Raw genomic sequence first — 14685 nt, 5'->3', positions numbered from 1 at the left:
TGCGAAACAGCAGCCGAACTGCAACGGGCAAGCTGCAATAATTAGATTCAAGACAAGGAGAGACCATGTCTAGCACAATGTCGGTATTTATTAGCCAAGAAGCGGCGGCGCCACAATGGGGCGAAAAGGCTATCATTTCTTTCTCAGAGCAAGGTGCGACGATTCACATCGGTGAAGGCCACGATCTTGGCGCGATTCAACGCGCGGCTCGCAAGTTAGATTCACAAGGCATTTCAAACGCCACACTTGCAGGCGAAGGTTGGGATTTAGAGTCTTCTTGGGCATTTTACCAAGGTTACCGCAACTCAAAGAAAAGCACTCAAGTCGAGCTTGCTGAACTGGGTGAGCAAGATAAGAAAGAGTTAGACGCGCGCATCAAAGCGACTGACTGGACACGTGACATCATCAATAAAAGTGCTGAAGAAGTCGCGCCGCGCCAACTGGCGACTATGGCGGCAGAATTTATTAAGTCAGCGGCACCAGAGCACGTGACTTACCGCATCGTTAAAGACAAAGATCTACTCACCGAAGGTTGGGAAGGCATTTTTGCTGTTGGTCGTGGCTCTGAGCGCACCTCTGCGATGCTACAACTGGATTACAACCCAACTGGCGATGAAAACGCACCGGTATTTGCTTGTTTAGTGGGTAAGGGTATTACCTTTGATTCAGGTGGTTATAGCCTGAAACCATCGAACTTTATGACGGCGATGAAAGCGGATATGGGCGGTGCGGGCACCATTACCGGTGGTCTAGGTCTTGCCATCATGCGTGGCCTCAACAAGCGCGTAAAACTTATCCTTTGCTGTGCTGAAAACATGGTATCCGGTCGCGCGCTTAAGCTAGGTGATGTGATTACCTATAAAAATGGTAAGACGGTAGAAATCATGAATACCGATGCGGAAGGTCGTTTGGTTCTTGCTGACGGTCTTATCTACGCAAGTGAACAAAATCCAGAGCTTATCATCGACTGTGCGACGCTTACCGGCGCAGCGAAGAATGCGCTTGGCAACGATTACCACGCCATCATGTCATTTGATGACGAGCTAACGCATCAAGCACTGACCAACGCAAATCAAGAGAAAGAAGGCCTATGGCCATTGCCATTGGCTGACTTCCATCGCGGCATGTTGCCATCGAACTTCGCTGATTTGTCAAACATCAGCAGCGGTGACTACTCTCCAGGTGCAAGCACAGCGGCGGCATTCTTGTCTTACTTTGTAGAAGACTACAAGAAAGGTTGGTTGCATTTCGATTGTGCGGGTACTTACCGTAAGTCAGGAACCGACAAATGGTCTGCTGGTGCAACCGGCATGGGTGTGCGCACACTCGCTCGTTTGCTAACGGAGCAAGCTGATAAGTAATTCAAGAAAATTACTATTAATAAAAGAACAACACGAAAGAAAAGGAACACTAATGGCCCTAGAAAGAACATTCTCTATCGTTAAACCGGATGCAGTTAAGCGTAATTTGATTGGTGAGATTTATCACCGTATCGAGAAAGCAGGTCTGTCGATCATCGCAGCTAAGATGGTTCATCTTACCGACGAGCAAGCGAAAGGCTTCTACGCTGAGCATGAAGGTAAACCGTTTTTCGATGATCTTCGTGCATTCATGACCTCTGGCCCTATCATGGTTCAAGTACTTGAAGGTGAAGATGCGATTTGTCGTTATCGTGAGCTTATGGGTAAAACTAACCCAGAAGAAGCAGCGTGTGGCACTATCCGCGCGGATTACGCGCTAAGCATGCGTCACAACTCAGTGCATGGTTCAGATAGCCCAGAATCGGCAGCACGTGAGATTGAGTTTTTCTTTCCTCAGTCAGAAATTTGTCCTCGTTAATTGAGTGCAGTGATGAGTAAAAAGGAGGCGTGGCCTCCTTTTTTAATACCTGACACTTTTTGTTGTACAAAAAATGTTCACTTAGAAATGAATACCTTAATATTTTAGGGTTTTGTAACGCTTGTTGTAGGGGGCTAAAGCCTGTACAATTCGCGCCCTTAACACCATTTACCGTCATCGAAGAGGCACCATGACCACACAAAAAGTCAATCTACTCGATTTTGATCGCAAGGGTATGCGTCAGTTTTTCCAAGAGGAATTGGGCGAAAAAGCTTTCCGTGCTGATCAAGTCATGAAGTGGATCTATCATTTTGGTGTCGACGACTTCGAGAAGATGACTAACATCAATAAGAAGCTGCGTGAAAAGCTGATTCGTTTGGCAGAAATCAAAGCGCCAACCGTATCTGAAGCTCAGCACTCTTCTGATGGCACCATCAAGTGGGCAATGCGTGTTGGCGATCAAGACGTAGAAACGGTTTACATTCCCGACGATGATCGCGCGACGCTGTGTGTTTCTTCGCAGGTAGGTTGTGCACTGGAATGTAAATTCTGTTCAACGGCTCAGCAAGGTTTTAACCGTAACCTAAAAGTATCGGAAATCATCGGTCAGGTATGGCGCGCCGCGCGTGAGATCGGTCTTGAGAAAGAAACCGGTCGCCGCCCAATTACTAACGTCGTAATGATGGGCATGGGTGAGCCGCTGCTTAACATGAAAAACCTAATGCCAGCACTTGAGCTGATGCTTGATGACCTGGGGTTTGGTTTGTCTAAGCGTCGCGTAACGGTATCGACTTCAGGCGTGGTTTCTGGTTTGGATCAGATGACGGGTCAAATTGACGTTGCGTTAGCGATTTCTCTGCACGCGCCAAACGATAAGCTTCGTAGCGAAATCATGCCAATTAACGATCGCTGGGATATTCAAGACTTTTTAGCATCTGTTCGTCGCTACATCGCGTCTTCGAACGCGAACCGCGGTAAGGTAACGGTTGAGTATGTACTGCTTGACCATGTGAACGACGATATGGATCACGCCCGTGAGCTTGCTGAACTTCTTAAAGATACGCCAGCGAAGATCAACCTGATCCCATTCAACCCGTACCCAGGCTCGCCATATAAGAAGCCGAGTAATTCGCGTATCGACCGCTTCATGAAAACGCTTATGCAGTATGATTACACTGTGACGGTTCGTAAGACTCGTGGCGATGATATCGATGCCGCTTGTGGTCAGCTTGTCGGTGATGTGATTGACCGTACCAAACGTACACAGCAAATTGCAGCTCAAAAAGGCCAGCAAGCGATCCCAGTTAAAGCGGTGTAATTCGCGTACTCAAATTGAGTTGTCCAAAGCCAAGTTTCGACTTGGCTTTGTTGTATCCAGAGCAGAGTAAAAACAGCGGTTTGAATTCATCTCGCAAACTCTGATCTTTGCCACATTTCTTAGATAAATAATTGAACAATAACGGAACAAATATAGTTTTCGTTAATCAAATACTACGAAATGTCGCCAGAAAAATATGAGTCGTGTTAATTTTTAATCAAAAATGTCACTATTTGCGCTGTTTTTACTCTGGACATTTTAACTCGTGTGGAGAATCGACTATGATGAGCAGTTCCAATCGAGATGATGCTGGCTAACTCAATCGGTCAGACAGAAATCATAATAAAATCGAGCGCTTTACAAACAGAGAAGTGCCGCAGTTGGCCATTTGGGACTATGCTGTATTGAACAGCTAGTGCGAGCGATTTACCAAACTAAGACCACGAACACCTATTAAAAATAACGAACGAAGCGTGTCGTGTCTAAGTGACAACCATAAGAAGTACAATATCAATGAGTACTGAGCAAAATAACGCCACAGAACAGTCACCGCAAGCCGAGCAAGTGATGCTTGCCGGTACCATTCTAAAGCAAAAGCGTGAGGCTCTGGGTCTTACGCAGAAACAAATCGCTGATCGTTTGCGTTTGCGTGTCGCGATCATTCAGAAAATAGAATCTAATGAGTTCGATGGTGAACAAGTCGCAACGTTCACGCGTGGCTACTTACGATCCTACGCAAAAGCAGTAGGCATCGACGAGCAAGAGGTGCTCGGCACCATCGAGAATCATAGTGCAGCGCAGCACTACGAACAGCCCATGCAGAGCTTTTCGAAAAAAACCAATAAAGAAAGACACGATAGCCGTATCATGAAGCTCACTTGGGGTATTGGTGTGGTTATTATCGGTATTTCTTCGGTTTGGTGGCTGCAAAACCAACAAAAAGATACCTTGTCTGAGATCGCGGACACTTCGAGCAATGATCCTGCATTTGAAGTGGAAGCGCCTGCAACTGAAAAAATCGCCACACTTGAGGCTGAACTTGTTGCCAAGGAGCCCGAAGTGAAGACGCTCGATGTCTCTGCGATCGTTGCCACACCTGAAGAGCCACAAATCGAAGCACCTGAGGCTAGTCAAACTGAAGCGCCGGCTGAAATAGAGGTTGCTGAGGCGGTGGAGCAAACTGAACCTGCTGTAGCAGAGCCAAAGCCTGCTAATGGACTGACTAATCTGACAATGTCGTTCTCTGGTGACTGCTGGATCCAAGTCAAAGACGCCGATGGCAAAACGGTGTCGACCGGCATTAAAAAAGCAGGAGACAACCTAAGTCTGGATGGCAAAGCGCCTTTCAAAGTTATTTTAGGCGCGCCTGAGAAGGTTTCTATGACATTAGCGAGTGAACCTGTCGACCTTTCTGGGTATACTTCAGGCAAAGTAGCTCGATTCACCTTACCTTAGAAAACACTATGCATCACGAATCACCAATTAAACGTCGTCCCTCTACGCGTATTTATGTGGGCGATGTACCTATCGGCGATGGCGCACCTATCGCCGTTCAGTCAATGACGAACACGCGTACGACCGATGTAGCCGCGACGGTTGCTCAAATCAAAGCTTTGGAAAACGTAGGCGCTGACATCGTTCGTGTCTCTGTTCCTACCATGGATGCGGCGGAAGCCTTCCGTGAGATCAAAAAGCAGGTTTCTATTCCGCTGGTCGCTGATATTCACTTCGACTACCGTATCGCGCTGAAAGTGGCTGAATACGGCGTTGATTGCTTGCGTATCAACCCAGGCAACATTGGTAATGAAGAGCGTATTCGTTCGGTCGTAGACTGTGCACGCGATAAGAACATTCCAATTCGTATTGGTGTCAATGGTGGCTCTCTGGAAAAAGACATCCAGATGAAATACGGTGAACCAACACCAGAGGCTTTGGTTGAGTCTGCAATGCGTCACGTGGACATTCTTGATCGACTTAACTTTGACCAGTTCAAAGTGAGCGTGAAGGCGTCTGACGTATTCCTCGCGGTAGACTCGTACCGCCTACTTGCTAAGAAAATCGACCAGCCGCTTCACCTAGGTATTACGGAAGCGGGTGGTGCACGTGCCGGTTCAGTGAAATCATCGGTTGGCCTTGGCATGCTGTTAGCGGAAGGTATCGGTGATACGCTGCGTATTTCTCTTGCTGCGAATCCAGTAGAAGAAATTAAAGTGGGTTTCGACATTTTGAAATCACTGCGCATCCGCTCTCGCGGCATTAACTTTATTGCTTGTCCAAGCTGTTCACGCCAAGAGTTCGACGTGATCGGTACCGTCAACGCACTAGAAGAGCGTTTGGAAGATGTGATCACACCAATGGACGTGTCTATTATTGGCTGTGTGGTGAATGGTCCAGGTGAAGCCGAAGTGTCTCATCTTGGCCTAGCGGGCAGTAACAAGAAGAGTGCTTTTTATGAAGACGGTAAACGTCAGAAAGAGCGCTTTGACAACGATGACCTCGTTAATCAGCTTGAAGCAAAAATTCGAGCGAAAGCGTCGATGCTAGATTCCGCGAATCGCATCGAAGTCAATCAAGTAGAAGACAAATAATCTCAACGAAATTACGGTATTAAACTGTGGCAAAAACTATTCAAGCAATCCGAGGCATGAACGACTGCCTCCCAACACAATCTCCACTTTGGCAAAAAGTTGAGAATACAGTGAAGCATGTGGTCAGCGCATATGGCTACAACGAAGTACGTATGCCAATCGTTGAGATGACCCATCTATTCAGCCGTGCTATCGGTGAAGTGACTGATGTGGTTGAGAAAGAGATGTACACCTTTGAAGACCGCAACGGCGATAGCCTAACACTGCGTCCAGAAGGCACAGCTGGCTGTGTTCGTGCAGGTATTGAAAACGGTCTGCTTTACAACCAAGAGCAGCGTTTGTGGTACATGGGTCCAATGTTCCGTCACGAGCGTCCGCAAAAAGGTCGCTACCGTCAGTTCCACCAATGTGGTGTGGAAGTATTTGGCCTAAACGGTCCTGACGTTGACGCTGAACTTATTATGATGACCGCGCGTCTTTGGCGTGAGCTGGGTATCGACAAGCATGTTCGTCTAGAACTGAACTCTATTGGTTCTCTAGAAGCGCGCGCTAACTACCGTACGGCACTGATTGCTCACCTAGAGCAGCACGTTGATGTGTTGGATGAAGACAGCAAACGTCGCATGCACACCAACCCATTACGCGTATTGGATAGCAAAAACCCAGACGTTCAAGCGATCTTGGTGGATGCGCCAGAGCTTTCTGACTACCTCGATGAAGAATCAAAAGCACATTTTGCCGGTCTATGTGAACTTCTTGACGCAGCAGGCATCGAATATACGGTTAACCAACGTTTGGTTCGTGGCCTGGATTACTACAACCGTACTGTTTTCGAGTGGATCACTGAAAGCCTAGGTGCTCAAGGCACTGTATGTGGCGGTGGTCGTTACGACGGCCTTGTTGAACAGCTTGGCGGTAAAGCAACACCAGCAGTTGGCTTCGCTATGGGTCTTGAGCGTCTGGTTCTGATGATGGAAACGCTTGAACTGACTGACGTTCGTCGCAGTGTTGACGTTTATGTCGTCACCGCTGGTGAAGGCACTATGATGGCAGGCATGAAGCTTGCTGAAAGTCTTCGTGAAGCGATCCCAGGTATTCGAGTAATGAACCACTTTGGTGGCGGTAACTTCAAGAAACAATTCAAACGCGCAGACAAAGTCGGGGCGGTATATGCTCTTGTGCTTGGTGAGACTGAAGTGGCTGAGAATACGGTCGTGGTCAAAGATTTGCAGGGCGGAGAGCAAGAAACTGTTGCTCAAACCGAGTTAGCCGCTAAATTAGCAGATATTATTTAAGTTTAAACCTAAAACAATAGGCAGCGAGGTTTCAGCTGCCTATTCGTTTAGGTAACGATTTCTTTTAAGAGGACAGGAAGTGGAACTCTACGATTCTGAAGAACAACAAGTTGAAGCGATCAAAGACTGGTGGAAAGAGAACGGCAAAGCCGTTGTGCTTGGCGTTGTTGTTGGTCTAGGTGGTTTATTTGGCTGGCGTTATTATCAAGATTCCGTTGTCCAAGCTCAGGAAGCAGCATCAGAACAGTACAGCAAAGCCGTTGAGTCCATTGTCGCAAAAGGCGCAGACTCAAGTGCAGATGTACAAGCATTTATCGATACCAGCAAAGATAGCGAATACGCGGTTCTAGCAGCAATGCAATTGGCAAAAGCCCAAGTGGAAGCAGGCAACTTTGAAGATGCATTGACTCAGCTTCAGTGGGCGCAAAGCAATACCAAAGATGCGGCGATTACTCCGCTAGTGACTTATCGTATTGCACGTCTAATGATTGAATCCGGTGACAACGCGGGTGCTCGCGCTGAACTTGATAAAATCACGGACACAGCCTGGGCTGGTCGTGTGGCAGAGCTTCGTGGTGACATCGCGATTCGCGAAGGCGATCGTGATGCGGCATATACCGCTTACACCGAAGCGCAGCAAGCACAAGATGCTAGCCAAGCGCTACAGCTTAAATTGGATGATCTTGCCAAGTAAGGGCTATAGCCGATGAATAGACTCGTTAAAAAGGTATTACTTTCTATCTCGGTATTAGGTGTACTTGCTGGGTGTTCGAGTGAAGAGGACACCATCATTATGGCGCCGTTGCCGGAAGTGCAAAGTGAGTTCACACCAAGCACGGAGTGGTCTTCAAGCATTGGCGATGGCGTTGGAAGTTTCTTCTCAAAGCTGTCTCCGGTCTACGCGTATGACAAGCTGTTTGTTGCTAGCCGTGAAGGTGAAGTGAAAGCCATGGATCCGGAAACGGGCAAAACTCTTTGGCAGGTGGATATCACCGGCGAGGTGACAGCTCGACTTTCAGGTGGCATCGCTGCAGCCTATCAAAAGCTTTACATCGGCAGTGAAAATGGCGAAGTGATTGCGCTTGACGTCGAGACAGGTGAAGAGCTTTGGCGAGCAGAAGTGAACGGTGAAGTTCTGGCGATGCCTGTAGCGGACTCCAGTCTTGTTATGGTGCACACGAGTCAAGGCGTATTAACGGCTCTAGAACAAACCACTGGTGAAGAGCGTTGGGCAATCAGTACTGACGTTCCAAACCTAACACTGCGCGGTGATAGTGCTCCTGCAACGGTGTCTGGTGGTGTGTTCTGGGGCACCGCGAATGGTCGTTTGGCGGCCGCATTATTGAACGTGGTCAGCTGATTTGGCAGCAGCCTGTGGGTACACCAAAAGGTGCGACTGAAATTGACCGTTTGGTGGATGTTGACTCCTCACCCATTATCCTAGGCGGCACGCTGTATACAGTGGGCTTCAATGGTCAGTTGATTTCTATTGATCTTCGTTCTGGTAACCCAATCTGGAAGCGTAACTACTCCTCTGCTACAGATATGACCACGGACAACCGCAGCCTGTTTTTGATCTCAGAAACGGATCATGTTATTGCCGTTGATGCGCGCAGTGGTACCGAGCTTTGGGAAAATAGCCAGCTTGAGAACCGTCAGTTGACTGCTCCTGTGATTGTCGATGGTTACCTTGTGGTGGGTGACAGCCTAGGTTATCTGCACTGGCTTGATCGTCAAACAGGTGAGTTTGTAGCGCAACAAATGACGAATGACAGCGGCATGGCGGTAGGGCCAACATTGGTACCAGGCGGCTACGTGATCATCAATCGCGACGGTGAAATAAAGAAACTCACCATTAACTAGAAAGCGTGATATAATTCACAAACGGCTCCTGGCTGATTTTCAGTTAGGAGCCGTTTTATTGCTGCGAAGCAAAAGGATCTTTTCGAGCTCGGATAGATAGAATACGTTGTGGTTATAGGAAAACGAGAGCATTTTTACCTATAACTACAATAAGAAATAATTGTAGAGGTTAATATGTTACCTGTTGTTGCCCTAGTTGGACGCCCGAATGTGGGTAAGTCGACACTGTTTAATAGACTGACGCGTACGCGTGATGCATTGGTAGCGGATTTTCCGGGACTAACGCGCGACCGTAAATATGGTCAAGCTCAGTTGGGTGAGAATGAGTTCATTGTTATCGATACTGGTGGTATTGATGGCACTGAAGAAGGTGTAGAAACCAAAATGGCGGAACAATCGTTAGCTGCGATTGAAGAAGCTGACGTCGTGCTATTCCTTGTGGATGGCCGTGCGGGTTTGACGGTTGCGGATGAAGCGATTGCCAACCACCTACGTAAAATTGAAAAGCCAGCTTTCCTTGTTGTGAACAAGGTAGATGGTATTGATGCTGATGCTGCAAGCGCTGAGTTTTGGCAGCTAGGTGTTGAAAACATGTATCACATTGCTGCGGCTCATGGCCGTGGTGTGACCGCTCTGCTTGACCGCGCCTTGGATCCTTTCTTTGAGCACCTTTCTGAAACTGAAGGTGAAATCGAAGACCTGACCATGTTTGAAGATGCGGAAGATGAGAAACTCGACTATACCGAAGAAGAAGCGGAAGCTGAGTACAAGCGTCTTCAAGATCAGCCAATTAAACTGGCGATCATTGGTCGTCCAAACGTTGGTAAATCAACCCTGACTAACCGTATTCTTGGTGAAGAGCGTGTGGTGGTTTATGACATGCCAGGTACGACACGTGACTCCATTTATATCCCGATGGAGCGCGATGGCCGTGAATACGTTCTGATTGATACTGCAGGCGTGCGTCGTCGTAAGCGCATCAATGAAACGGTTGAGAAGTTCTCAGTGGTTCAAACGCTAAAAGCGATTGAAGATGCTAACGTGGTATTGGTAGTTATCGATGCCCGCGAGAATATCTCAGACCAAGATCTTAGCTTGTTAGGTTTTGCCCTTAACGCAGGTCGCTCAATTGTTCTCGCTGTGAACAAGTGGGATGGTTTGGATACAGACGTGAAAGAGCAGGTGAAAAAAGAGCTAGACCGTCGTCTAGGCTTTGTGGATTTTGCCCGTATTCACTTTATCTCTGCGCTTCACGGCACAGGCGTTGGTCACTTGTTCGAATCTGTTCAAGAAGCGTACAAGTCGGCGACGACGCGTGTAGGTACATCAGTACTGACTCGCATCATGAAAATGGCAACAGAAGATCACCAACCGCCGATGGTTCGTGGTCGCCGCGTGAAGCTGAAGTATGCGCACGCTGGTGGTTATAACCCGCCAATCGTTGTTGTTCACGGTAACCTAGTGAACGAGCTGCCAGATTCTTACAAGCGCTACCTGATGAACTACTATCGCCGTTCATTGGAAATCATGGGGACGCCAATTCGAATTAACTTCCAGAGCAGTGACAACCCGTTCGAAGGTAAAACGAGTAAGATGACTCTTTCTCAAGAGCGTAAGCGTAAGCGCCTGATGACTATGATGAAAGGTCGTCCTAAGAAATAAAGCATTAGCGTAATGACGCCCTCTGAATCAGAGGGCGTTTTTTTGTGTTGAATAAAAGTTATGTCGTGAGGAAAGGTTGATGATAACAGCCACTAAGGTGCACTTTTGCCATCAAGTTTGGACGCTAGAAAGTCAGATCCAACTTCTCTCTCAAACCGAACAATACTGTGACGTCGTCGTCGCAGAGACGCCTTTTCATCCTGTCAGTCATATCTGGCCGGATCATCCCGCAGATAAAGGCACACTGTCGGTAAGCGGTGTTGATTATGAGGTTATCGATTGTCTAGTGGGTGCCGTTGAAATGGCCACTGGCGTTCTTTACGTTGCAGAGTCGATACCGGTTAAGCGTGATACTGAAGGTTGGGAATTTGTCGTCGTTCACCGTATTGTAAAGGGTGCCGAGCTGACCGAGAAGCAAAGCGTGATTCTACAAGTCGACAAGCAATATCAACAAAGCCTGAGCCGAGGACATAGCGCCGGTCATATTGCCTCACTCGCACTGAATAAAGTCTTGGCGTTAGCCTACTGGCGAAAAGATGCCGATCGAAAAGACGGCTTGGGGCACTATGATTTTAATAGTTATGCTCAAGAGCAGAGTTTTGTATCGCCAGATCGCTGTTTTGACAACTATCGACTGGGCAAGACGCTGCGAAAGCGTGGTTTGAATACCGCACAAGTGTTGGAAGAGCTCGCAGATATCGAAACTAAGGTTAATCAGCAACTGCAAGATTGGCTAAGTGTACCAAGTGATGTAACGATGAGGCTTGAAGGCCCCTATTTGACCAGTTCTCGTTACTGGCATTGTCATTTGGACGGTGTAGATGTTGTCATGCCTTGCGGAGGAACTCACATTTCGTCGACACAAGCGTTTTCAAGAATCAACGTTGAGCTGCGTGCTATCGATGGGAGCTATATCGAAATGCACACCGATGTAATTCAATAATGACAAATACGATCTTTTTATGAAACTCTGTGTGGGCTCTTATTTTACTTAAAGATTGGATTTTTGTTTTGTTAAAAATCGAAATACAGGATATGTAACTTATGCTTTCGGTGTGTGGTTATATAAATGTTCTTTTTTAAGCAGATCGCTGATCAAGCTAGCTTTTGAAGATGATCATATAAAGATCGTTTTCGCTGCATCACCTTGTTCGGCGCATGTAAGGCTTTAAAGGTTAAATTACGTTCAAATATTCTTTTGGTCAATAGTTCATCTATCTGTCCCCTGTGTTAGTATGTGCCTGAAGCGCATAATAAACAGTCTGCTATCCGCTTTGCGAGAGTGATAAAGCAGCAAACAAAAAGACGCGAACTATGAATAAAGACTTGCTGATCGATGCCCATAAAGGCATGAATAACTTATTAAAGGATCTCGCGCTGGGACTTCCCCAATCCCAGTTAGTGTCAAGGATAGTCAAGCTGACAGAACGCTTGTTTCCGGACAAACGAGTTTCAATTTTATCATTGGATGAAGAAACCCATTGTTTGCACACAGTGGCAGCGCCCAACCTGCCCATTGCATACAATGAGGCCATAGATGGCATCGCTATCGGTGAGCGTGTTGGATCCTGTGGCGCCGCCGCTTTTCTAAAGCGCTCAGTGATCGTTGAAGATGTGACACAGCACTGTAACTGGCAACCGTACACAGAGCTGGCAGCTTCTGCTGATATTCGAGCCTGTTGGTCGGTGCCCGTTATTTCTACACAGCAACATTGTTTAGGGACGTTTGCTCTCTATAGTAACAGCACAGCGACGCCGGAAGCCATTGAGGTGGAGGTGTTAGAATCACTTGCCGCAGTATATTCGGTGGCGCTTGAGAAATATGCGCTTGAAGACAAGCTCACTTTCCAAGCTCAGATGGATCCTCTCACACACTGTTTAAATCGACGTGAGCTTCTTGAGAGAGTCGAGAAGAGTCATTGCTTCGATGGAAATATACTGGGCTGCTTTTTTGTCGACATCGACAAGTTTAAACAGGTGAACGACGAATACGGTCATTACTTTGGTGATAAAGTACTAAAAGCGGTGGCGAAAGAACTCAAAGCGATACTGCCGCCTCAAGCGGTTCTCGGTCGTTATGGTGGCGATGAGTTCTTGGCATTTTGCTGTTTTCCAAGCGAAGAGGGGGCTCGAGAGTTCTATGAGACTCTGAGTAGCGAATTGAATAAGCCAGTGACACTGGAAGAGACCAATATCTCTGTTAGTGTAGGTTTTGCTACCAAAGAGTGTTGCTCTGATTTGCCGATGGACAAGTTGATCCGTAAAGCGGATGCTGAGATGTACAAGGTGAAACGACGCAACCGACGCACCGTCCCAATGACCACGTATTCTCAAATGCTTGCTTCTTAGCTCCAGAGTGGACGGAGTATTTAGACAGAGCCAAGACTGAAAGGTGATTTTGATTAGCATCAATGCGTTGTCTGCAATGAAAGTCGTATGATGCTAATATTAAATATTGCTAATATAGGTACGAGTCATGACAAATACACAAAATAACTGTCCGACGTGTCATCAAGAATTAGATTGGGATGGTCAGTATCACTGTAGTGATTGTCAACGCCACTACAAAAAGATCGGTTTTTGTCCCGATTGTGACGCTGAGTTAGAGAAGTTACAGGCGTGTGGCTCTGCGAGCTACTTTTGTAATAGCTGCAATGAGCTCAAATCCAAGTCCCGAGTGAAATTTGTCTTTGAGGCTTTGGACTAGGCAAGTCTGGCTAGATTAGCCAATATCCCCTGTACGAATAACCTGAGACTCGATAACACCGTTATCGAGTTTCGTCGTTATGGTACTACCGACTTCGACATTGTTGGCATTTGTGATCACCTGACCATTGCTGTCTTGAGTAATCGAATACCCGCGTTGTAGCGTCGCGAGTGGGCTGACGGTATCCAGTTTTCCTGCTGTAACGGCGAACTGATGCTTGGCAGTATCGAGCTGTTTCTGTATCGCTTGTTTGAGTCGAGCTTGCAATTGAATCAGTCGGTTTGATTGCTTTTCCAATTGACGGTCTGGAGACAGCGCCATCAATCGATGCTGCTTATTGTTAAGACGCAGAGCTTCTTGTGACAAACGTTGTTTCATCGCCGCACTCAAGCGATATTCAAACTCATCCAGAAGCTGACTTTGTCTTTGCAGCTGATGTTTTGGGTGATGACTATTTAGCGATTGTGTCAGCGCTGAAAATTGCTGTTTTTGCTGAGCAAGGTAAATCTGCATGGTATTGCGCAGTCTTTGCTCGCGGCTCTTAAGTGTCTCGTGCTTATGTGACGTGTCATTGCTAACTAGCTCCGCGGCTGCACTTGGTGTTGGCGCACGGACATCGGCAACATAATCGGCTATAGTGACATCAATTTCATGCCCGACGGCACTAATGATAGGGATCTGACTTGCAGCAATAGTTCTCGCCACGATTTCATGGTTGAAGCACCATAAATCTTCCAGTGAGCCACCGCCTCGACCGACAATCAACACATCACACTCGTTACGACTATTGGCACGTCCAATTGCTTGCGCAATCTCAATCGCCGCCGCATCACCTTGAACCGTTGTTGGGTAGATAACGACAGGCAGTGATGGGTCACGTCTTTTCAGGACATCGAGAATATCGAACAGCGCGGCACCGGTTTTAGAAGTGATGATACCCACGCGTTTAGGATGAGAGGGCAGAGGCTTTTTCAGTGACTGTGAGAATAACCCCTCAGCCGCCAGCGACATTTTTAGCTTCTCAAATTCTTGCTGCAGTCTGCCATCGCCTTCTGGTTGCATCGATTCAATGATCAGTTGGTAGTCACCACGTGGCTCATACAAAGAGAGACGCGCTTTTACCAATACTTGATTGCCGTTGACGGGCTTAAAGGTCACTCGGCGATTATTGCCACGGAACATAGCGCACTTAACTTGAGCGCGAGAGTCTTTTAGCGTGAGGTACCAGTGACCAGAAACAGGTGCAGAAAAGTTAGAGATTTCACCGACTAACCAGACAATCCCCATTTCATTTTCTAGCAATAAACGTACTTCGGAATTCAAACGAGAGACCGTGTAAATGTTCTGATTGGAAGAAGATGAATGAGAAGTAGATCGCGGGGATAGGGACACAGCTAATCTCAAAGACGTGAG

The 14685-nt window shown here is 47.2% G+C and carries 11 protein-coding genes and 2 pseudogenes; 12 read left to right on the top strand and 1 reads right to left on the bottom strand.

Annotated features, from left to right (window positions below; all coding sequences use genetic code 11):
- The first annotated feature begins 65 nt into the window (after positions 1-65).
- From pepB to TZ48_RS06370, 12 genes and pseudogenes are all read left to right on the top strand, one after another.
- Positions 66-1361, top strand: coding sequence for an aminopeptidase PepB (pepB, locus tag TZ48_RS06425; protein WP_112478629.1), 1296 nt, complete (start codon positions 66-68; stop codon positions 1359-1361).
- A gap of 52 nt (positions 1362-1413) precedes the next feature.
- On the top strand, positions 1414-1839 hold the full coding sequence (gene ndk / locus TZ48_RS06420; RefSeq protein WP_042476257.1) for a nucleoside-diphosphate kinase: 426 nt from the start codon (positions 1414-1416) through the stop codon (positions 1837-1839).
- Between the two features lie 190 nt (positions 1840-2029).
- The gene (gene rlmN / locus TZ48_RS06415) at positions 2030-3157 is read left to right on the top strand and encodes a dual-specificity RNA methyltransferase RlmN (RefSeq protein ID WP_112478628.1); all 1128 of its coding nucleotides are present in this window, start codon (positions 2030-2032) and stop codon (positions 3155-3157) included.
- A 513-nt stretch (positions 3158-3670) separates the two neighbouring features.
- Positions 3671-4612 carry a cytoskeleton protein RodZ gene (gene rodZ, locus TZ48_RS06410; protein WP_112478627.1) on the top strand — a complete coding sequence of 314 codons (942 nt, stop codon included), beginning with the start codon at positions 3671-3673 and terminating at the stop codon, positions 4610-4612.
- A gap of 8 nt (positions 4613-4620) precedes the next feature.
- Entirely contained in the window at positions 4621-5745 is a 1125-nt protein-coding gene (ispG, locus tag TZ48_RS06405) for a flavodoxin-dependent (E)-4-hydroxy-3-methylbut-2-enyl-diphosphate synthase (protein WP_112478626.1), read from the top strand.
- Positions 5746-5771: 26 nt separating this feature from the next.
- Positions 5772-7040 (top strand): histidine--tRNA ligase, encoded by a 1269-nt coding sequence (gene hisS, locus TZ48_RS06400; protein ID WP_112478625.1) that lies wholly within the window; start codon positions 5772-5774, stop codon positions 7038-7040.
- Positions 7041-7119: 79 nt separating this feature from the next.
- Positions 7120-7734: a YfgM family protein gene (locus tag TZ48_RS06395; RefSeq protein WP_112478624.1), complete on the top strand. Its 615-nt coding sequence runs from the start codon at positions 7120-7122 to the stop codon at positions 7732-7734.
- Between the two features lie 12 nt (positions 7735-7746).
- Positions 7747-8903 (top strand): annotated as a pseudogene (gene bamB / locus TZ48_RS06390) (outer membrane protein assembly factor BamB).
- A gap of 174 nt (positions 8904-9077) precedes the next feature.
- On the top strand, positions 9078-10565 hold the full coding sequence (gene der, locus TZ48_RS06385) for a ribosome biogenesis GTPase Der (RefSeq protein WP_112460975.1): 1488 nt from the start codon (positions 9078-9080) through the stop codon (positions 10563-10565).
- A 76-nt stretch (positions 10566-10641) separates the two neighbouring features.
- Positions 10642-11508, top strand: a complete 867-nt coding sequence (locus TZ48_RS06380) for an alanyl-tRNA editing protein (protein WP_112478623.1) — start codon at positions 10642-10644, stop codon at positions 11506-11508.
- A gap of 371 nt (positions 11509-11879) precedes the next feature.
- Entirely contained in the window at positions 11880-12914 is a 1035-nt protein-coding gene (locus TZ48_RS06375; protein ID WP_112478622.1) for a sensor domain-containing diguanylate cyclase, read from the top strand.
- A gap of 127 nt (positions 12915-13041) precedes the next feature.
- Positions 13042-13272 carry a zinc ribbon domain-containing protein gene (locus TZ48_RS06370; protein WP_112460972.1) on the top strand — a complete coding sequence of 77 codons (231 nt, stop codon included), beginning with the start codon at positions 13042-13044 and terminating at the stop codon, positions 13270-13272.
- Positions 13273-13376: 104 nt separating this feature from the next.
- Here TZ48_RS06370 and xseA read toward each other — a convergent pair.
- A pseudogene (gene xseA / locus TZ48_RS06365) lies at positions 13377-14664 on the bottom strand (exodeoxyribonuclease VII large subunit); the annotation flags it as partial.
- Positions 14665-14685: the final 21 nt, after the last annotated feature.

It is taken from the genome of Vibrio variabilis (assembly GCF_003263785.1).
In the GTDB taxonomy this organism is placed as follows: domain Bacteria; phylum Pseudomonadota; class Gammaproteobacteria; order Enterobacterales; family Vibrionaceae; genus Vibrio; species Vibrio variabilis.
This window is presented reverse-complemented; position numbering and strand designations above follow the sequence as displayed.

What these genes read in the sequence shown, in the direction of transcription:
- ispG (WP_112478626.1), top strand. Translation starts at nt 4,621, where the DNA reads ATGCATCACGAATCACCAATTAAACGTCGTCCCTCTACGCGTATTTAT.
- TZ48_RS06370 (WP_112460972.1), top strand. Translation starts at nt 13,042, where the DNA reads ATGACAAATACACAAAATAACTGTCCGACGTGTCATCAAGAATTAGAT.
- ndk (WP_042476257.1), top strand. Translation starts at nt 1,414, where the DNA reads ATGGCCCTAGAAAGAACATTCTCTATCGTTAAACCGGATGCAGTTAAG.
- rlmN (WP_112478628.1), top strand. Translation starts at nt 2,030, where the DNA reads ATGACCACACAAAAAGTCAATCTACTCGATTTTGATCGCAAGGGTATG.
- der (WP_112460975.1), top strand. Translation starts at nt 9,078, where the DNA reads ATGTTACCTGTTGTTGCCCTAGTTGGACGCCCGAATGTGGGTAAGTCG.
- rodZ (WP_112478627.1), top strand. Translation starts at nt 3,671, where the DNA reads ATGAGTACTGAGCAAAATAACGCCACAGAACAGTCACCGCAAGCCGAG.
- pepB (WP_112478629.1), top strand. Translation starts at nt 66, where the DNA reads ATGTCTAGCACAATGTCGGTATTTATTAGCCAAGAAGCGGCGGCGCCA.
- TZ48_RS06375 (WP_112478622.1), top strand. Translation starts at nt 11,880, where the DNA reads ATGAATAAAGACTTGCTGATCGATGCCCATAAAGGCATGAATAACTTA.